The organism is Methylocystis sp. IM3 (genome assembly GCF_038070105.1).
Classification (GTDB): Bacteria; Pseudomonadota; Alphaproteobacteria; order Rhizobiales; family Beijerinckiaceae; genus Methylocystis.
This window is the reverse complement of the sequence record NZ_JBBPBZ010000002.1, coordinates 1522501-1542137: the sequence shown is the minus strand read 5'-3', so window position 1 is coordinate 1542137 and position 19637 is coordinate 1522501. Positions and strand designations below refer to the sequence as shown.

Genomic DNA, 19637 nt, shown 5'->3' with positions numbered 1-19637 from the left:
GCCAGCCCCAAGCTACGGCGTTAAACAAGCTCGACCGCAGCCCTAAGCACGTTCTCGTTCAAGTCGATGTAACGCTGGGTTGTGGAAATGCTGCTATGCCCAGCTAGTGCAGCCAACACCCGCACGTTAACCCCTTTATGAGCCAGGTTCGTTATAAAGCTACGTCTCATCGAGTGCGACGTAGCCGTGTCCAGTCCGCATGCATCGAACATGCGACCAAACACCTGAACCAAGCTGTTTGCTGAGAACCTTTTGCAAGCCTTGCTCTTAAACAATGGCTCGTTTCCGCTTCGGTCTATGGTCCGCAAATAACGCTCGACCTCCGCTTGTGCTTGGACATTTAGCAGCACGGTCCTCGCTTCATGCCCCTTTGTCTGATGCGATCTCAGCAATATCTGCTCTCGCACCTTACCCTTTGCATCAACCACGTCCGCAACATTCAATGCCGCCAACTCACCGACACGCATGCCCGAACACAATGCAAGCATAAACATGCATCTATTCCGTGCAGGATACGATGACCGTGCTATGTGAGCCAAAACGAGTTTAATGTCTCGCTCTGTGAGTACCTGTGCCTGCTTCATTGTGCTGCACCTGCGTTGGATAATGTTTTCGTATATGCAGCATGCTTTCTTATCCTAAGCAGAACAACCGGAGATTTTCCGCTTCAACTATGTGCATTTTCAGCAGGTTATGTGCTTGGATAACATAATCATACTTTTGTTATGTTGCGGACTTGTGCTTTATGGTTTTGATTTTGCCCTACATTTTACCCCGTCGACCAAGCCAGATTGAAGAGAGCGATCTGCGACAGCGTCAAATCCCCCAACCGCTAATTTTTTGTGCAACGATATAGATATACGATATTCATGAGCTGCGAATTGCTCATCACCAGCAGTAACCCATCCTCAGCATGCAGCACATAGTGTTGCCCCCCTTCTTTCCAGCCGAATATCAGTGCATTTCTGCCGTAATCAACGTTTATTTCCGCTGCGTATTTTGCGTATTCCTTCCTCAACTCAGTGTTATCCGGATTTTCTATAACTTTCAGGGTGCGCTTATTTATTGACCTTATCGCATAAGAGACGTCATCTTTGTGATTTCCATTTAGCGCCATATCAGCGCTTGTAATGTTACCCCAACCAACGCTTGTTTCTTGTCTACACGATACCGTAAAATCTGGAAGAGTATCTGCTTTGGGCATCGGGTCTGCAGAAGCGCAATTTGTATACATCATAAAGATCGCGGTTAGGGCTTTCAAACTGGTAGAGGGTTTTAGCATTGCCGTGCCTTTCAGAGATCGTTATGCGCCAGCTTATTCAGGGCGCAGTCACTGCACATTTATCAACGTCACTAACAAGTTCCCATATCCAACCCTGTTTCCCAGCTTATCAAGCGTAACGTCCCGCTTGACAACGTACGTACCTCGAAATGTGCCATACCTGTCGTAAATCGCCATGTTTCCATCCATCAGTTTCTTCAATATGGCGATCTTGTTTCCCATTTTGTCACGCAATATCTTCTCCATGCGCAATCATCTCCTTAAATACCCATGCGTATTTATAAGCTAATCATCATCATCTAATCGCACCATAATACCATCATTATCCATGCCGTGGTCCGCTAACGCATTCTCTACCATGATGTCTCTATCAACGTGGTAATATGTCTTTTCAATCTGCGTGATGCTTGTGCCACACATATCCGCAACCTGTCGGTGTGTTAAGCCATGTACAAGCTTTTGGGTAATAAAGTAGTGACGGAAGCTGTAAGGAACAATGTTTCGGTTTGCGAGGTCAGCTATCTCAGCCAACTCCATTATTTTTCCAAAATGGTATAGCAACGCACGTTCTGTTATCGCCTTCTCACCATCCAAGCTGAATACAGGACATTTTCCTACGTGTCTGGTTGCATAAAGTGGTGTTACAAGCTGCCGTAACTCTGTAAAGTAGCCATTATCTCTTACCATAAACTCCCTGCTTTGGCGTACTTTTGATGTTTCAGCACGGACTTTGATTTGTATTAGTGGCACACCGACGCCATCCTTGTTGCGTCCTGTCCAAACCAAATCTCCCCATTGTAGCTGACGCTGCTCACCTGTCCGCAACCCCGTAACGCTTGCAATGAGGAAGTAATAGCAAGCCAGCTTACGAGACAGCCATTCTTTCTCATCCAGCTTATTCTTATCCCTATCCCAGTACCTTCCAATCGCAACGCCAATGTCATCAATTTCAGCCGGAGTAAATGTTGACCGTCTTATCGTATCGTCTTTCTTGTCAATTTTTGGCAGTTTCTTAAAGTCAAACCCGTCAATCACAGCCTCATTATTCCTAAACAGCCACCGCATCATTGCGTTGATGGTGCTCTGCTCATTCGCAATCGTCGTTTGGCTCGCTGGCAGTGCCTTTTTGTTCTTTTTGATGCGACTGTGGAAGTAGTCTTCGCAATCTGTCCTCTCAAGCTCTTTTATCTTCGTGTCTCGCCCAATAAACTCCAGCCAATGCTCCAAATGCGTTTTAATCGTTGACCATCGACCACTGACTATGATGCCAGCTTCAACATCCTTTCTGCGACATTCGAGATATTTGGCGACGGCTTCTTTGGTTGTCAGTGAGAAGTACTTTTTACCTGCTTGTGCATTCGCATACAGCTCCAAATAGGCTGCTTTGCCTTTATCTATTGCAGTGCTTCTACTGCGTGTTTTAAGGCTTTTACGTGCGTATTTTCCTTCTCCCGCAAGCCACATGCGGAAGTGCCAATAATCGCCACGCTTGTAGATAATCGCCTCATCAAAAATGGCGATTTCATCGTCTTCAAATGTCTGCTTCTTCAGCGCCATTTATGAGCTTTGGGTCACTACGATTTGCAGTAGACACAACTTTGTGCAGGATTTTGTGCAACAGTATGCTCAAAACCCTGCAAAAACAATGGCAGAATTTTTTGGGTAAGTTTTGTGTAAGTTTTATATCGTTGTTTTTATTGAATTTACGGCCTTATTTTTACTCCCACTCGATCGTGCCCGGCGGCTTCGAGGTCACGTCATAGACCACGCGGTTGACGCCCTTCACTTCGTTGATGATCCGCGTCGCGGCGCGGCCGAGGAAATTCATGTCGAAATGGTAGAAATCCGCCGTCATGCCGTCGCTGCTCGTCACGGCGCGCAGCGCGAGGACGTAATCATAGGTGCGGCCGTCGCCCATCACGCCGACGCTGCGCACCGGCAGCAGCGCCGCGAAAGCCTGCCAGATGTCGTCGTAAAGACCCGCCTTGCGGATTTCGTCGAGATAAACGGCGTCGGCCTTGCGCAGGATTTCGAGCTTCTCGCGCGTGATGAGGCCGGGGCAGCGAATGGCGAGGCCAGGACCAGGGAAAGGGTGGCGCCCGACGAAGGCCTCCGGCAGGCCGAGTTCGCGCCCCAATGCGCGCACCTCGTCCTTGAAGAGTTCGCGCAAGGGTTCAACGAGCGCCATGTTCATGCGCTCCGGCAGGCCGCCGACATTGTGATGCGATTTGATCGTCACAGACGGTCCGCCCGTGAAGGAGACGCTCTCGATCACGTCGGGATAAAGCGTGCCCTGCGCCAGAAACTGCGGCGCGCCGCGCCCGTCCTGGGCGATCTTTTTGGCCTCCGCCTCGAAAGTCTCGATGAAGAGGCGTCCGATCGTCTTGCGCTTCACTTCCGGATCGTCGACGCCCTCGAGCGCGCCGAGAAACGCCTCCTCCGCTTCGACGTGATGCAGCGGGATGTTGTAATGGTCGCGGAACAGGCGCACGACCTCCTCCGCCTCGCCGAGCCGCAACAGGCCGTGATCGACGAAGACGCAGGTCAGGCGATCGCCGATGGCCTCGTGAATCAGCACGGCGGCCACGGCGCTGTCGACGCCGCCTGAGAGGCCGCAGAGCACGCGCCCGTCGCCCACCTGCTTGCGGATCGCGGCGATGGCTTCGCCGCGAAAGGCCGCCATGGTCCAGTCGGATTTGAGCCCCGCGACCTTGTGCACGAAATTGGCGAGAAGCTTCGCCCCGTCCGGCGTATGCACGACCTCGGGGTGGAATTGCAGCCCGTAATAGCGGCGCTTTTCGTCTGCAATCGCGGCCATGGGCGCGTTTTCGGAAGCGGCGATGACGCGGAAGCCCGCGGGAAGGGCCGCGACGCGGTCGCCATGGCTCATCCAGACGGTGGCGTTCGCCCCTTGCGCCCAGACGCCGTCGAAGAGCGCGCTGTTTTCGTGCGCAGTGATCTCCGCCCGGCCGAATTCGCGGTGATGCCCGGCCTCGACCTTGCCGCCGAGCTGCGTCGCCATGGTCTGCTCGCCGTAGCAAATGCCGAGCACGGGGACGCCCGACTCGAAGATCGCCTGCGGCGCGCGCGGCGAGCCTTCGTCAGTGACAGAGCACGGCCCGCCCGAGAGGATCACCGCCTTGGGACGGATCTCGGCGAAGGCGCGGTCGGCGCTCTGGAACGGCGCGATCTCGCAATAAACCCCGGCCTCACGCACGCGCCGCGCAATGAGCTGGGTGACCTGCGAGCCAAAGTCGACAATGAGCACCTTGTCGTGGCGGTTGGCGATATCGTGGTGAAAGGTTTCGGCGGCGTTGGTCATTTCAATGCCTGGCTTGGAGCGGCGCCGTCGCGCTGTGCGTCGTGGCCGGGCGTGTCCCGGCCATCCACGCCGAGCAATGACAGGATCGCCGGGCCTTTGCGTGGATGCCTGCGACAGGCGCGGGCATGACGCATTTGGATCGTTCGGAAGGTATTAAGAGAGGCGCGCCCGAGGCGCAACTCACCCGCGCCGCGTCACACTCACATAAAATCCATCTGTGCCGCTCGTCGCAGGCGATAGCCGCAATCCCGGCCCATGGGGCGACGCGAAGCGGGAGAGATCAGGGAGCCCGGCGTCGTCGGCCATCTGCTGCGCCGGAAGCGCCGCAAATCCGGGATGGGCGGCGAGAAACGCCTCGATCTGGCTTTCGTTCTCGTCGGTCAGCAGCGAGCAGGTCACATAAGCGAGCCGGCCGCCCGGCTTCACGAAGCGCAAGGCCTGTTCGAGCAGCGCCGCCTGCTCCTTGAGCCGCAGCTCCAGCGCGCCGGGCGCGAGCCGCCATTTGGCGTCCGGGTGGCGCCGCCATGTGCCGACGCCGGTGCAGGGCGCGTCGATCAGCACGAGGTCGCAGCGGCCTTCGAGATCGGCCAGCACATCCGCCTTGCCTTTGGGCTGCCGCACCTGAATGTTGCGCGCGCCGGCCCGCTCCAGCCGCTCGTGGATGGGCATGAGCCGGCGCCCGTCGGCGTCATAGGCATAAAGCTGCCCGCGATTGTGCATCTGCCCGGCGAGCGCCAGCGCCTTGCCGCCGCCTCCCGCGCACAGGTCGAGAACCTGCTCGCCGGGCGCGGCGGCGCAGAGGAGGGACGCAAGCTGCGAGGCCTCGTCCTGCGGCTCCACGAGCCCCTTCACATAGGCGGTTTCGGCGGGAAGCGCCGGTCCCCTGCCCTGCCCGGCGTCGATGCGCAGACCGATCGGCGACAGCGGGGTCGGCGCGGGGGCAAGATGCGAGAGCTTCGCCAAGGCCTGTTCGCGCGACGCCTTCAATATGTTCACGCGCAGATCGACCGGCGCGCGGGTCGCCAGCGCGGCGCCCTCCTCGGCGGCGCGGGCGCCGAAGGCGGCCGCGAAGCGGTCCGCGAGCCATTCGGGATAATCGCCGCGCACATGATCGGGCGCGCCGTCGAGCGACGCCGTTTCGAGGCGCTCACGCTCCGCCTCGGTCAGCGGCGCGGGGGCGTGACCCTCGCCCGAGCAGAGCGCGGCGATGGCCGCGGCGTCCATCCCGCGCGCTTCCCTCAGCGCGCCCAGCAGGGTCGCGCGCGGCGTATCGGCGCCCATGACCCACTGCGCGGACGAGTATTTGCGCAGCGCGTCGAAAACGAGGCTCGCGATTGCCGCGCGATCCTTGGACCCCGCAAAGCGATGCCTGGCGCCCCAGTCCTTCAGCGCCTCGGCCGCGGGACGGCGTCGCTGCGCAAGGTCGGCAAGGATCTCGATCGCGGCGGAGACATGGGCGGCGGGTGTCATGAATGGCTTTCCGGGAAATGAGGCGGCCGCGCCGGCTCGCAGACTGCGAAGGGTCAGATACGGGGCCGGCGCCTGGCGCCGATGCAGCGCACTGTGCCGGTCGCGGAGCGATAGACGAGCGTCTCGGTTTCGATCCCGCCCTTGTCGAAGACGACGCCGTCCACGAGCGGCCCGTCGGTGACGCCGGTCACGCAGACCACCACGTCGCCCGTCACCATTTCTGCGACGCTGTATTTCTTGCGCGGGTCGTCGAGACCGTGGCGCAGCGCGCTGGCGCGCTGTTCGGGCGTCTCCAGCACGAGGCGGCCCTGCATCTGTCCCCCGGCGCAGCGCAACACGGCCGCCGCGAGCACGCCCTCCGGCGCGCCGCCCCGACCGAGATACATATCGACGCCCGTCTCCGACGGGTCGGTCGCAAAAATGATCCCGGCCACGTCGCCGTCGGAAATGAGCCTTACGCAGGCGCCGGCCTTCCGGCATTTGGAGATGATCTGCGCATGGCGCGGCCGGTCCAGCACGCAGACCGTGATTTCATTGGCTGGCACGCCCTTGGCCTCGGCCACAGCGCGCACGTTCTCGGCGGGATCGCGGTCGAGATCGACCAAACCCTCGGGATAGCCGGGGCCGACGGCGATCTTGTCCATGTAGGAATCGGGCGCGTGCAGGAAGGAGCCCGATGTCGCCGCGGCGGCGATGGCGATCGAGCCGGACATGTCCTTGGCGCAGAGCGTCGCGCCTTCGAGCGGCGCCACGGCCAGCTCGACGCGTGGCCCCGCCGCCGCGCCGATCTCGGCGCCGACATGAAGCCGCGAAGACTCGGCGTCGTCGCCTTCGCCGATCACGATGCGGCCGCGCACGGGCAGCCGCGCCAGCTCTTCGTACATGGCCTCGACGGCGGCGCGATCCGCGCTCATCTCGTCGCCCCGTCCGCGCAGCCGTGCGGCCGCGACCGCCGCGCGCTCCGTGGCGCGCGCCAACTCGATCGTGAGCAGGCGGTCGATGGACGCGGCGTCGAGCTGCGGCTGGTGTGTCATGTGAACCTATTCGCGCTCGATGCGGATGACCTGGGCGCGCGAAACAATGGTGCCATCCTGGAAAATAAGCTCCAGCGCCTCGCGGACGAGATGTTCGCTGGTCGCATGGGTGATGAGAATCACGTCGACTGAGGCGCCGGGGGCCCCGCGGCGGCCGCGCTGCATGATGCTTTCGAGCGAAATCTGCCGCTCGGCCATGCGCCCTGCGATCTTGGCGAAGGCGCCCGCCACGTCTCGCACCGACATGCGGATGTAATAGCCGCCCTCATGCCGGCGCATCGGTGTCCGCTTGAGCTCGGCAAGCTGCGCGGACGGCAGGCCGAAGGGCGCGGAGCGGACGCCCTTGGCGATGTCGGCGATGTCCGCCACCACCGCCGAGGCCGTGGCGTCGCCGCCGGCGCCGGGGCCGACGAGCGTCAGCTCGTGGACGGCGTCGGCGTCGATGGTCACGGCGTTGAGCACGCCCATCACCTGCGCGATGGCGGAGTTCTTGCTCACCATCGTCGGATGCACGCGCTGCTCGATGCCGTCCGCGGTGCGCTGGGCGACGCCCAGAAGCTTGATGCGGAAGCCGAGCTCGTCGGCGGCCTCAATGTCCGCGAGCGTCACGCGCTCGATGCCTTCGATGTCGATCGACTGCGCCGAAATGCGCGTGCCGAAGGCGAGCGAGGTGAGGATGGCGAGCTTGTGCGCCGTGTCGAAGCCGCCGATATCGAAGGTCGGATCGGCCTCGGCGTAGCCGAGCTTCTGCGCCTCCTTCAGGCACTCCTCGAAGGAGAGCTGCTCGCGCTCCATGCGCGACAGGATGTAATTGCAGGTGCCGTTCAGAATGCCGTAGACGCGTTCGATCGAATTGCCCGCGAGACCCTCGCGCAGCGTCTTCACGATCGGAATGCCGCCCGCGACCGACGCCTCAAAGGACAGTGCGACGTGCCTTTCCTCGGCGAGCTGGGTCAGATGCAGGCCATGCGCCGCGAGCAGCGCCTTGTTGGCCGTGACGACGGACTTGCCATGGCCGAGCGCGGTCTCGATGCTGGCGCGCGCCGGCCCCTCCGAGCCGCCGATCAATTCGACGAAAAGGTCGATTTTTTCGCTGGCCGCGAGCCTGACGGGATCGGCGAAGAATTCCGCCCCGGAGAAGTCCGCGTCGCGCTTTTTTTGCGGATCGCGCGCCGAAACGCCCGTGACGACGATGCTGCGGCCTGTGCGCGCCGTCAACGCGTCGGCCTGCCGGTGGAGAAGCCGCGCGACCGCCGCGCCGACAGTGCCGAGCCCCGCGATCCCGACGCGCAAAATCTCCGACATTTCGACCCTTCCGGGAAAAAGAAAAACCCTCGGGCGCCCCCGCCCGCAAGAAGCGCCTTGTGCACGATTTCCGTGAGGGGATCAAGGAAGGGCGCAGGCAGGCCGTCCCCGCCTGCCCGCCACCAGGCGCGTGGACTGCCTGAACGCCGCATTAGATAATAAGGAGAAGCCTCGTGTTCAGCGAGGTTGGAGGCTGTGATGGCGGTGATCGACCTTACCGGTCCGGCGACAGCTTTCGTCACCCTGCTCGTCGTCGTGGAGCCTGCCGGGCTCGCCCCGATCTTTCTCGCCGCGACGGCGCGGGAGGCGCCGGCCGCCCGTGCGCAAATTGCCGCGCGCGCCTGTTTCTATGCCTGCTTCATCCTGACCGGCGCCGCGTTCGGCGGCGCCGCCCTCCTCACCGCCCTGGGGATTACGATCCCCGCCTTTCGCATCGCCGGTGGCCTGCTGCTGTTTTCCATTGCCTCTGAAATGGTCCTCGGCGTGCGCATCAACCGCGACGCCGCCGCCGCCCATCAGGCCGTGATCGAGAACGGCAAGCATATCGCCGCCTTTCCGCTCGCCATTCCCATGATGGCAGGGCCCGGCGCGATCACCGCGACGTTGTTGCTCGCGGGCGAGGCCCATGGCGATCCGGCGCGGCTTGCAGGGCTGATCGGCGCGATTTTCGTGGTCATCGCGATCTGCTGGGCGGTTTGCCGCCTGGCGACCCCCGTCGAGCGCCTCCTCGGCCCCTCGGCCAGCGTCGTGATGGAAAAACTCATCGGAGTTCTGCTGGCCTCGCTCGCCGTCCAATATGTGATGGACGGCGTACGAAGCTTCCTCATGTGACAACCAGGCGCAAAGGCAAACCGCCGTCGGTCATACGGCCTGGTCTAACGCGACCGGCGCGGGCGTCACGAAAGCGGGAGAGCCCCTTACCCGCCCGTCTTTCCACTGGCGTTCGCGACCTCCGGCGTATCGGGAAGGCCGTTCTTGATCTTGTCGAGTATCTTCGGCAGATCGTCCGGATCGGGGCTGAGGTCGCGCGCATGGTTCCATTGGAACTGAGCCTCGAGCTTGCGGCCGACCCGCCAATAGGCGTCGCCGAGGTGCTCATTGATCACCGGATCCGAAGGCTTCAGATCGATCGCCCGCTCCAACTCGCGCACGGCGTCGTCATAACGGCCGAGGCGATAGTAGGCCCAGCCCAGGCTGTCGACCACGTAGCCGTCGCGCTGGCGCAGATCAACCGCGCGGCGCAGCATCTTGAAGGCGTCGTCGAGATTGACGCCCTGATCTACCCAGCTGTAGCCGAGATAATTGAGAACGAGCGGCTGATCCGGATTGAGCTCCAGCGCCTTTTTCAGATCGGCCTCGGCCGCCTTCCAGTCCTTGCGGCGCTCGTTGGAGATGCCGCGGTAATAATAGAGCAGCCACCGGCTCTTCTCGTCCTTGGGAGCCAGTTCGATCACCCGCGAATAGGTCGCAGCCGCATCGGCGTAGAGCTTGCGCGAGCGCTGGAGATTGCCGAGCGCGGTCAGGGCCTCCTGGTTTTTGGGGTTCGCCGCCACGACGGCCGTGAGATGTTCCGTCGCCTCCTTGGACTTGCCGAGCGTCTCGAGGATCAGCGCCGCCTGGATGTCCGCATTGACGCGCAGCGGGCTGTCCTTCGGCACGCTGTCATAGAGGTCGATCGCCATCTCCTCCTGCTTCATCCGCTCGTAAACGTCGCCGAGCGTGATGATGGCGAGGGCGTTCTCCGGCGCGAGGGCCAGCGACAGACGCAGATAGATCAGCGAGGCGAGCTCGTCGCCCTGGCGACCGCCGATGGCGCCGAGCCCGTAGAGCGCCTCGGCCGCGCCATCGTCCGGCGTCCGTACGAAAGGCGGCAATGGCTTGCCTTCATCGAGCGCCGCAATGCCGGCGACGACGATCGGATGGCCGGGCGCCACTTCATTGAAGGATTCGTAGATCTTCTTGGCCTCGTCGCGCTGGCCGCGGCTCGCGAGGAAGCGGGCGTAGGCGTCGACGAGACGCAGCGTGTTGCGCTCCGCTGCATAGGCTGATTTGAAACGCTTTTCGGCCTCCGCCTTGTCGCCGCCAAGATCGGCGATCAGCGCCGCGTGGTAATCGCGAAAAACGACGAAAGGCTCGTCGTTCAGCGCATCGAGCGTCTGAAGCGCCTTGCGCGTGTCCTTGGCGCCCGCATAGGTCCAGGCGGTGAGCAGCGTCGTGGTGATGTCGCGGCGGCGATCGCCGGCGCCCTTGGCGAGCTCCGCGCGCGCCGCCGAATAGCGGCGATTCTTGAACAGATCGACGCCCTTGGTCAGATGGGCGAGCCCATTGTTCTTGTCATGCGCGATGACGCGCGGCGCAAGCGCGACGGCCTCCGCCATGCCGCCATTGGACAGCGCCGCGACGAAGGCGCGGTCGATCAGATCCTGGTTGTTGGGATCGTCGCGTAAAGCCTCTCGGAAAAAGGTCGAGGCGGCGAGCGTGTCCCGCTCGGCGCCCGCCACGATCGCCGCAAGATAATTGCCCGAAAGACTCGCTCCGACTTCGAAGGGCCGCGGGACCGACAAGTTTCCCTCCCGCGCCGTCGCATGGCTTGCGCCTGGAAAGGCGCAAGAAACGGCAACGACCGCCGTAAGCGCCGCCGCGCTGAACCGCAGCCGGCGCTTGACGCCGCGTGAGAGGGAGTCGAGCGGGCGAGCGAATTGAAGCACAGGCGCTTTCCTAGGAATAGAGGCGGCGCGGCCCTGCGAAAGACGCGGCCGGTCCGCCGGGACGAGTGGCCGAAGCGCAAGAGATTCGCTGTCAAAGATGGCGGTTTTGCGCTCATTGCGCAAGGCGAAACGCTCGACGAGCGGCTTGGCCGGAACCGGCGCCCGCGGGAGGTCCGGCCCGATCCGCCGGTTTTCGGCGCGCTTCTCCCGAGCCAAGGAGAGACGCCACATTCCGCGCGAGGCGCTGATCCGCATTGAGATCGCCGCCTCGCCCGTCTTCCTTCACTCCCCCTTGTTACGGGGAGGGCGGCCCCGCCACGTGCGGGGCCTGGTCGCGTATGGGCGCGATCAGCCGCCGATCGCCTTGACGATCTTCTGAGCGGCGTCGTCGAGATCATCCGCCGGGATCACGTTCAGGCCCGACTCGCTGATGATCTTCTTGCCGAGCTCGACATTCGTGCCCTCGAGGCGCACCACGAGCGGCACCTTGAGGCCGACCTCGCGCACTGCCGCGATCACGCCTTCGGCGATGGTGTCGCAACGCATGATGCCGCCGAAGATATTGACCAGAATGCCCTTAACATTCGGATCAGCGGTGATGATCTTGAATGCCGCCGTCACCTTCTCGGTCGTGGCGCCGCCGCCCACGTCGAGGAAGTTGGCCGGGAAGGCGCCGTAGAGCTTGATGATGTCCATGGTCGCCATGGCGAGGCCGGCGCCATTGACCATGCAGCCGATATTGCCGTCGAGCGAGATATAGGCAAGGTCGTGCTTCGACGCCTCGATCTCCTTCTCGTCCTCTTCCGAGAGGTCGCGCAGCGCGGCGAGCTCGGGATGACGATAGAGCGCATTGTTCTCGAAGCTCACCTTGGCGTCGAGGCAGCGCAGCTTGCCGTCCTTGGTGGTGATCAGCGGGTTGATCTCGAGAAGCTCCATGTCCTTGGCCACAAAGGCCGTATAGAGCTTTTCGACGAGGTCGCCCGCCTGCTTGGCGAGGTCGCCCTTGAGATTGAGCGCGTCGGCGACGCGGCGGCCGTGATGCGGCATCAGGCCCGTGGCGGGATCGACCGAGAAGGTGACGATCTTCTCGGGCGTGTCATGCGCCACCTTCTCGATGTCCATGCCGCCTTCCGTGGAGACGACGAAGGCGATGCGCGAGGTCGCGCGGTCGATCAGCATGGAGAGATAGAATTCCTTGTCGATCGCGGCGCCGTCCTCGATATACAGGCGGTTGACCTGCTTGCCGGCCTCGCCGGTCTGCAACGTGACCAAGGTCGCGCCGAGCATCTGCTTGGCGAAGGCCTCCGCCTCCTCGATCGACTTGGCGATGCGCACGCCGCCCTGCGGGCCGGCCGATTCTTCCTTGAACTTGCCCTTGCCGCGGCCGCCGGCGTGAATCTGCGCCTTCACCACATAGACCGGGCCGGGCAGTTTCTTCGCGGCGTCGGCCGCCTCTTTCGCCTCGAGCACCGGAAAGCCGGCCGCGACCGGAGCGCCGAATTCGCGCAGAATGGCTTTGGCCTGGTATTCGTGGATATTCATGCCGGAGTCTCTCCTCAAAGCAAAAGCGGCAGGGCGTGCGGCCTAATGGCCATGGCCCGGCGGCGGCGTCAAGCGGGCGGGAAGTCGCGGGGAAGTCGCGGGTCGTGGCGGCCTCAGCCCTGCTCCGCCTCGCGCCCTTCGCGCCCGTCGACGAGCACGTCGATCTTCCCCGACTCGACGCGATAGAGCCAGCCATGGATGCGCGGCAGCGGGCCATTGGCGTGCATGTTCTTGATAATGGCGAGGCTCTTCAGGTGTTTGATCTGCAATTTGACGTTCTCGGCCGTCAGCACTTCGAGCTTCTGCTCGCGGGTGAGGTTCTTTTCGTGGGCGATTCGATCGGCGGCGTCCTTGGCGCCGCTTGCAATGCAAAGCCAATCGGCGATGTAATTCTCATGCACCCCGTCCTCGATCGCCGCGATGCCGCCGCAGCGCGTATGGCCGCAAACGATGATGTCCTCGATCTTGAGATGAACGACCCCATACTCGATGATCGAGGCGACGTTCACGTCGTTGTAGGCCACGATATTGGCGACGTTGCGGTGGACGAACATCGTGCCCGGACGCGATCCCGTGATCACGTCTTCGCTCACGCGCGAATCGGAGCAGCCGATCCAGAGCACTTTGGGCGACTGCCGCCTCGCAATCGATTGATAATAAGCCGCGTGCGGATAGAACTCCTCCACCACGAACTGCTCATTGCCGGTGAGCAAATCGTCTATCGTCCGTCTCGACATGGCCTCCGCCGTTCCTCTCGAATTGGAGCGCAGCCGTCTCGTTCAGCAAAGATCGGACCAGGACATGGGCGCGTGAGAATGCCGGCCGCATAAGATTGCGGGCCCTGCAGCGATCGACGGAAGGCGGCCGGTCAGGCGAAATCCGGATTGAGCCCCTTGGCCGCCTGAATGAGCGTCTTCACGGAGTGCACGGATTTGTCGAACATGGCCTGCTCGGCGGCGTCGAGCCTGATCTCCATGACTTTCTCGACGCCATTGGCGCCGATGATCACGGGAACGCCGACATAAAAACCCTTCACGCCATATTCGCCATTGAGGTAGGCGGCGCAGGGCAGCACGCGGCGCTTGTCCTTGAGGTAGCTCTCCGCCATGGCGATAGCGGAGGTCGCGGGGGCGTAATAGGCCGAGCCGGTCTTCAGCAGGCCCACGATTTCGCCGCCGCCCTTGCGGGTCCGGTCCACGATGGCGTCGATCCGCGCCTGGGTGGCCCAGCCCATGGCGATGAGGTCGGGCAGCGGGACGCCGCCGACAGTCGAGTAGCGCACGGAAGGCACCATGTCGTCGCCATGGCCGCCGAGCACGAAGGCGCTCACGTCCTCGACCGAGACATTGAACTCTTCGGCAAGAAAATAGCGGAAGCGGGCCGAATCGAGCACGCCGGCCATGCCGACCACCCGATTCGTGGGCAGGCCCGAGGCCTTCTGTAACGCCCAGACCATCACGTCCAGCGGATTGGTGATGCAGATCACGAATGCATTGGGCGCATATTGCCGGATCCCCGCCCCCACCTTGGCGATGACTCCGAGATTGACCGAGAGAAGATCGTCGCGGCTCATGCCCGGCTGGCGCGGCACGCCCGCCGTGACGATGACCACATCCGCCGCGGCGATGGCGGCATATTCCGAGGCGCCGGTGACGCTGGCGTCGAAGCCCGAAACGGGCGAAGCCTGGGCGATGTCCAGCGCCTTGCCCTGCGGCACCCCGTCGACGATGTCGAACAGCACGATGTCGCCCAGCTCCTTGAGACCGGCGAGATGGGCGAGGGTTCCGCCGATATTGCCGGCGCCGATCAGAGCGATTTTCTTCCGCGACATAATCAATCTCGTGCTGTTATTTCCATGAAACTGCTAGCGCGCTTTTGCGCGCGAGGGAAGACGCGGCGGCGGCTTTTTCCCCGCCCCGAAGCCTGAACGGAACAAGCCGGCTAAACCACGCGCGCCAAGCCCAAATCGCCGGCGCCGCGCCGCCGCGCCTCATTCTCGGGCAAGGATGCTGGGCGCCGGCAGGGCGCAAATGTCGCAGGCCTTGCGGGCGGCGGCGGCGCTTCCCACCTGCGAAGCGGAGCGCCGTTCGGGCGCCTGAGAGGGCTGAAAATGGTGAGTTTCATTTCGCGCGGCCGCCTCGCCGCCCTAGCCGTCGCCGGCGCGGCGGCGCTCGCGGGTCCGGTCGCGGCCGCGGAGGACCCGGATGAAGCGGAACTCCTGAAGAGTTTCGAAAAGGTGGACGTCTGGCATTTTCCCGTAGACACGACCGTCCGTTACAACGACCAGGACGCCGTGGCGACCCGCGAGCTTGTGTTCAAAGGGGAGCAGCCCCAGGGCGATCTCTGTTACATCCGCTTCGATCTTGTGCGCGGCGAGGGGGATTATGGCTACGGCTTCCAGCCGTCGGTTTCGCCCGCGGAGCGCAAAAATACCGTGTGGGGCTCCAATGTTCTGAAGCGGGGCACAGTGCTCGACCAGTATTATTCGGCGCTTCGCCTCAATGTGATCTATTTCTTTGTGGACGGCCCGAAATCCCCGACGGCCAAGGAAGTTTGCCAAAAGAAGCAATCGGCTCCCACAGCGCAGGCCGGCAACGCCTACAGGGGCCCATGGGCGGAGCTTGTCACGAAAGTGCGGGCAATCCACGGCTGGCCAGCCAAAAAATAGCCCATTGAGGTGGACGTCGAAAATATTGGCCGCGCGAGCAAGACGGCGCTGGACAGGGGGAGCCACATTTGATATTCGCTCCCTCGTTCCGACGGCGTCCCCACGCTAACGGACGGGCGCATAGCTCAGTTGGTAGAGCAGCTGACTCTTAATCAGCGGGTCCAAGGTTCGAGCCCTTGTGCGCCCACCAATAAAATCAAGGCCTTAAGCCACCTTCCGCCTTAAGGCGGCACCTCACCCCAGAAAGAAGTAAGCAGGAAGTAAGCGCCTGCTTACGCATCCAGAGCCCCCCTTCCCTTTCTCCCTAGAAAGCGCCACAGGCCACGGGCGTCCGGGCGCATGCCCTTCTCTTTTCTTTATTTCTTTCTGAGAGAAAAAGAGCGTCCAAGCGTCCAACTGCGTCCAAAGCCCCGGATTTCCTGGCCTCTCAGTTGGACGACCCCGGACGCTCTTGGACGACAAGCCATTTCACACACAACCCTCGCGAACCGGCTCGCGAACTGTTGTCAACCCGGTTGACATGAAACGCCGCAAAGCATCGCAGGCGTTGAGGCTCTATGCGCTTTGGGTTCGCGATATCAGCACCCACAACCACAACCACAACCGCGAACCGTGAACCCTGATCGACAACCCTATTGAAAATTTCTATTACGAGGGGACCCCCGGGACCCCGCCTTCTCCCTGGTCATAAGTGTTTGGAAGGACCCGCAAAAGGGGCGCTTTAGGAGACGCCATCCATAGACGTTGCCTATGAACCTGCGTGGGGAAGATGGACCGTGAGGCACTCGAAAAGCGGTAGGGGCGCAGGGAAACGCGAGGGCGATCGGCTTTCAGGCGTGACGCTGAGGCCGGCAGGGCGCTGTGCTGTGAGCGACGCGCCAGGGGGAAGCCGCGAGGTGCGATCGGCCTCCAGTTGCGGTCCTGAGGTCCGCTGGAGGCCGTCCCGCAGGGACCGCCCCAGCGGAGGGCGCGAAGGCGATCGGCTGCCAGGCGCGGTCGTGAGGCCAGCGGGCGGCTACCCCGCGAGGAACACACCAACCGACGCCGGGAGAGCAATCCGCCGTCAGGCGCGGTTCTTGGCCCGCGGGCGCCTATGAGCGAGCGGCCGTCAGGCGCAGCGGTAGGCCGTCCCGGCCTAGAGCCCGCCTTCCATTGAGTGCACGATAGCTTCGAGCTTTACGACCCTTCGCCAACCATGAGCGTGATCATTCGATCGCCAGAATGCTTGCGCGCAACCGTTATCCCATGGCGACGCAGGAGAGGCTTGGCCCTTTCCAATCGTCCCGAAAGCGCAGAGGCCGTCCCCGGCCAGGATCGCGTCTTCTTTATCGCTTCGCTGACTCGCGACCCGAGCGCCTCAAGAAGCCGGGTCGCGGTCCCGGCCCAGCCCTGAGGGTATTCGTCGTGGACGAAAGAAATGATGGCGCTCGCGACCGGATCTGCCTCGATCGCGCTGGCGTCCAATTCTTCCCGGTTCGCGCGATAAATCGCGGTGAATTCCCCTGGCTCCCATGCGAGGGCTGGCGACGCGGCTTCGATCAGCCTTTCAAAATCCGCCATCCGCGACGCGCCAGAGAGCTTCACGCCCGGCAGATTGCCAAAGGCGCTGGCCATGACATTAAGCAACGCGCCGAGCACGTGTGGAGCGGCAGCCGTCCAATCCGCGTCATGCTGCTCTTCGGCCTTTCGATCCTCATCTTTGATCGGGTTGAGGCGAACCACGATTGAGCGCGAGGCCAAATCAGGGCGGGAGGCGAGTTCTGTAATACCGTTACACAACACCGGGTTCTTCACGTAGGCGACAAATTCCTCGCCATCCGTGAATTTTGCGCGCGACGAAAAGCCGCCGCCAGTTGTGACCCGGCACAGGGCATCGCTCATGTCCGATGAAATTGCGGAAACGTTATCGATTGCAATTAGGTGGCCATTGCGAGCCGCGACGATCAGGTCGGTGTCGTCCTTGGGCATGGCGCGAACAGGCGCAATATTTGGATCGATAAGCGACCGAAGCAGGCGAGACAATGTGCTCTTCGCGCTGCCCTGTTCTCCATTCAGGATCAGAATTGGGAAAGGCCCTTTGGCACGCATCGCGGCAAGCAGCCACGCGACGATCAGCCGGAAGCCGTCATAGTCGGCGTTGACGAACTTTTCGAGGAGCTCGAGGCCATCCGCGCCTGCTGAATAAGCAGGCTCCGGCAGGGGAAGCATGGCCGCGGAGCGCACCATCGGGTAATTATGATCCGCCTCGACCGTCCACTCGCCTGGCGTTATCTTCACAACCCGCCACGCGGGGTCGCCGAGGTCGATCAGCCAACAGCCCTCCGCTTCTCCAACGCGCAACCACGGTTTTCGCTGCGGACCCTCAGACAGCGCGCGGGCTTCGAAGAAGCGAAGTGCATCGTCGATCGTCGACTTCGTAGGCGGCGCGACGCCGCCTTGGTAAGCCGCTAGGGTGATATAGCGGCAAAATTCGCGCGAACTGACCTTGTAATTTTTACGGTGGCCGTTGACCTTGACGCTGACGTAGGCCGTTTGGTCCGGCGAGTGCCAGAAGGTGCAATCCTGCCCGTTTATCAACTCAATTACTGACTCAACACCGCGCTTGCGGCGCGCGCCATCCTCATTGCCTTCGGCCGACTTTCTTTCGCGACGCTTGGTGCGCGTCGCCCGGGGTTGATCTTGGGTCGCGGCTGGGCGCGCGGCGGCGATCAGTGCCGCAACATCGGCCATCGTCCACCCGCCTGCTTCAGCATCCGCAGCATCCCAGCCCTCGTCTACGCTTGTTGGCGGTTCGATGATGGCGACAGACTTCGCGCCAGCTTCAACGGCAAGGCGCGCAACCTCTTCGGCATAGGCGGCGCCTGCCGCATCGGCGTCGCGCCAAATCGTAACCTCCCTATCGCGCAGCGGCGACCAGTCAGCCTTGGCCGCGCTCTTCGAGCCGTTCGGCGAGGTGACGGACACATAATCCGGAGCCAATCGCCCAGCGGCGTCGCAGGCCTTCTCGCCCTCGCAAACCAAGACAGGCGCACTGGGGCGCGCCGCGAGGTGATTTAGACCATATAGCGGCCGCGGCGTAGGCCACGCGGCCCAACGCCATTCCCGCTTACCCTTTGCGGTCGAAAACCACAGCGCGAGCGGCCGGTATTCTTTGCCGTCGGGGCGATCGAAACGCATTGCGTGGCCGAGCAGCTCGCCGCGGGCGTTGAAGTATTTCCAGGTCGCAGACGGCGCGCCGAGGGTTGGGTGTTTAGCCGGCGGAACCGGCGCGTCGGATGGAGACGGTGCGACGATTTCCCATTCGGCGCTGTCGACAACGCGGAGCGGCGGGCGCGCTCCGCTGAGCGGGCTGAAAGGATCATCAGTCATAGGGGTTGACCCCCAGCATATCCCCGACTTTGATGGCCGCTTCATCCTGGCGAAGGTCGAAAAGATAGGCAGCGAGCGCGATCAGATCCCCGCCGCAATCGCCCGTGGCGAAGTCGCTCCATTTCCCGTTGCGCAGATTGACTTTGAAGCTGCCGGGGTGGGCGTCAGCGCGCCTTGGGTTGCGACACACCCATTCAGCGCCTTCGCGCCGGCCTCCTGGAAGCCACCGCGAGACGATGGCTTCGTTATTCGCGAGCGCCGCCCCTGCGACGCGCGCGAAGGCGATTGAGCGGCGGCGCGTCATTCGCGCCCCCGTTGGTCGAGCGGCGGAAAATCGATCGCGTCCGCCGACGCCACGAGGGGCCTCGCGGCCGCTTCCGCCGACGCCTTGATACGGCGAGCGGCGCGAAAAACCATGCGCCGCTCGGAGCTGGTTACGACTTGATCGACCACTTCGCCAAGCTGGATGAATGTCTGAGGGATGTTCAGTGGAATGTGATGCGCCCACATCGGGGCGAGATCCGCGCCCTTGCTCATCTCGCGCCCTCCGAGGTGTGGCGACGGACGCCGGCCGCAATGAACGCTTCGAGGTCCGCGACGCGATAGCGAACGCAGCGGCCCAACTTGACGAACGCCGGTCCGCCGCCCCGGACGCGCCAAGCCTGAAGGACGCGATCCGTCACGGAGAGAAATTCGGCGGCTTCCTTTTCGGTTAAGAGCGCTCTCGAAGAGGAAGCGCTGCTGTCTCTTTGCATGTGATGACCCTCCGTCGATCCTGTTGAGGAATGAGCGGAGAATATGAAATTCCGTCGCACAAGTGCCTGATAGAACTCCGGTTTTTAGTGCATGATGGTCAGCTGCACTTTTCCGGGGCTGGGGTTCGCGGTTCACAACCTTTGGTTCGCGGTTGTGGTTGCGCAACCAGGTTGACGATAAT

The 19637-nt window shown here is 62.3% G+C and carries 18 protein-coding genes and 1 tRNA gene; 3 read left to right on the top strand and 16 right to left on the bottom strand.

All coding sequences use genetic code 11. The features are described 5' to 3' along the window. Positions 1 to 20: 20 nt before the first annotated feature. The 8 genes from WOC76_RS09330 to WOC76_RS09295 all read right to left on the bottom strand — a co-directional run bounded on the left by WOC76_RS09330 (position 21) and on the right by WOC76_RS09295 (position 8413). Positions 21 to 584: a tyrosine-type recombinase/integrase gene (locus WOC76_RS09330; RefSeq protein WP_341107368.1), complete on the bottom strand. Its 564-nt coding sequence runs from the start codon at positions 582 to 584 to the stop codon at positions 21 to 23. 248 nt (positions 585 to 832) lie between these two features. Further along, a complete protein-coding gene (locus WOC76_RS09325) occupies positions 833 to 1282 on the bottom strand; it encodes a hypothetical protein (protein WP_341388075.1) in 450 nt (149 codons plus the stop codon). A 48-nt stretch (positions 1283 to 1330) separates the two neighbouring features. After that, complete coding sequence (locus tag WOC76_RS09320) at positions 1331 to 1528, bottom strand: hypothetical protein (protein ID WP_341107371.1); 198 nt, start codon at positions 1526 to 1528, stop codon at positions 1331 to 1333. 39 nt (positions 1529 to 1567) lie between these two features. Then, positions 1568 to 2839: a tyrosine-type recombinase/integrase gene (locus WOC76_RS09315; protein WP_341431385.1), complete on the bottom strand. Its 1272-nt coding sequence runs from the start codon at positions 2837 to 2839 to the stop codon at positions 1568 to 1570. 160 nt (positions 2840 to 2999) lie between these two features. Then, positions 3000 to 4604 (bottom strand): glutamine-hydrolyzing GMP synthase, encoded by a 1605-nt coding sequence (guaA, locus tag WOC76_RS09310; RefSeq protein ID WP_341107376.1) that lies wholly within the window; start codon positions 4602 to 4604, stop codon positions 3000 to 3002. A 180-nt stretch (positions 4605 to 4784) separates the two neighbouring features. Continuing rightward, complete coding sequence (locus WOC76_RS09305) at positions 4785 to 6074, bottom strand: RsmB/NOP family class I SAM-dependent RNA methyltransferase (protein WP_341107378.1); 1290 nt, start codon at positions 6072 to 6074, stop codon at positions 4785 to 4787. Positions 6075 to 6127: 53 nt separating this feature from the next. Further along, entirely contained in the window at positions 6128 to 7108 is a 981-nt protein-coding gene (locus WOC76_RS09300) for a fructose-bisphosphatase class II family protein (protein ID WP_341107380.1), read from the bottom strand. A 6-nt stretch (positions 7109 to 7114) separates the two neighbouring features. Beyond that, positions 7115 to 8413: a homoserine dehydrogenase gene (locus WOC76_RS09295; RefSeq protein ID WP_341107382.1), complete on the bottom strand. Its 1299-nt coding sequence runs from the start codon at positions 8411 to 8413 to the stop codon at positions 7115 to 7117. A gap of 198 nt (positions 8414 to 8611) precedes the next feature. Between WOC76_RS09295 and WOC76_RS09290 the strand changes: the two genes are divergently transcribed. Further along, the gene (locus tag WOC76_RS09290) at positions 8612 to 9244 is read left to right on the top strand and encodes a MarC family protein (RefSeq protein WP_341107383.1); all 633 of its coding nucleotides are present in this window, start codon (positions 8612 to 8614) and stop codon (positions 9242 to 9244) included. Between the two features lie 86 nt (positions 9245 to 9330). Here WOC76_RS09290 and WOC76_RS09285 read toward each other — a convergent pair whose 3' ends face one another. The 4 genes from WOC76_RS09285 to mdh form a co-directional block, all read right to left on the bottom strand. Further along, the gene (locus WOC76_RS09285) at positions 9331 to 11121 is read right to left on the bottom strand and encodes a tetratricopeptide repeat protein (RefSeq protein ID WP_341107384.1); all 1791 of its coding nucleotides are present in this window, start codon (positions 11119 to 11121) and stop codon (positions 9331 to 9333) included. Positions 11122 to 11469: 348 nt separating this feature from the next. Continuing rightward, positions 11470 to 12663, bottom strand: coding sequence for an ADP-forming succinate--CoA ligase subunit beta (gene sucC / locus WOC76_RS09280; protein WP_341107385.1), 1194 nt, complete (start codon positions 12661 to 12663; stop codon positions 11470 to 11472). Positions 12664 to 12776: 113 nt separating this feature from the next. Continuing rightward, positions 12777 to 13400 (bottom strand): carbonic anhydrase, encoded by a 624-nt coding sequence (locus WOC76_RS09275; RefSeq protein WP_341107386.1) that lies wholly within the window; start codon positions 13398 to 13400, stop codon positions 12777 to 12779. Positions 13401 to 13531: 131 nt separating this feature from the next. Continuing rightward, a complete protein-coding gene (mdh, locus tag WOC76_RS09270; protein ID WP_341107387.1) occupies positions 13532 to 14494 on the bottom strand; it encodes a malate dehydrogenase in 963 nt (320 codons plus the stop codon). Positions 14495 to 14773: 279 nt separating this feature from the next. Here mdh and WOC76_RS09265 point away from each other — a divergent pair, with 279 nt between their 5' ends. Continuing rightward, positions 14774 to 15331 (top strand): hypothetical protein, encoded by a 558-nt coding sequence (locus WOC76_RS09265; protein WP_341107388.1) that lies wholly within the window; start codon positions 14774 to 14776, stop codon positions 15329 to 15331. A gap of 114 nt (positions 15332 to 15445) precedes the next feature. After that, positions 15446 to 15521 (top strand) — tRNA-Lys (locus WOC76_RS09260). A 986-nt stretch (positions 15522 to 16507) separates the two neighbouring features. Here WOC76_RS09260 and WOC76_RS09255 read toward each other — a convergent pair. From WOC76_RS09255 to WOC76_RS09240, 4 genes are read right to left on the bottom strand one after another with little or no spacing between them, the layout of a single operon-like run. Further along, positions 16508 to 18700 (bottom strand): hypothetical protein, encoded by a 2193-nt coding sequence (locus WOC76_RS09255; RefSeq protein ID WP_341107390.1) that lies wholly within the window; start codon positions 18698 to 18700, stop codon positions 16508 to 16510. Next, a complete protein-coding gene (locus WOC76_RS09250; RefSeq protein ID WP_341107392.1) occupies positions 18693 to 19004 on the bottom strand; it encodes a hypothetical protein in 312 nt (103 codons plus the stop codon). The genes WOC76_RS09255 and WOC76_RS09250 overlap by 8 nt, the downstream gene beginning before the upstream one ends. Next, complete coding sequence (locus tag WOC76_RS09245; protein ID WP_341107393.1) at positions 19001 to 19237, bottom strand: hypothetical protein; 237 nt, start codon at positions 19235 to 19237, stop codon at positions 19001 to 19003. The genes WOC76_RS09250 and WOC76_RS09245 overlap by 4 nt, the downstream gene beginning before the upstream one ends. After that, positions 19234 to 19455: a helix-turn-helix transcriptional regulator gene (locus WOC76_RS09240; RefSeq protein WP_341107395.1), complete on the bottom strand. Its 222-nt coding sequence runs from the start codon at positions 19453 to 19455 to the stop codon at positions 19234 to 19236. Before WOC76_RS09240 ends, WOC76_RS09245 begins: the two co-directional genes overlap by 4 nt. Positions 19456 to 19637 lie beyond the last annotated feature (182 nt).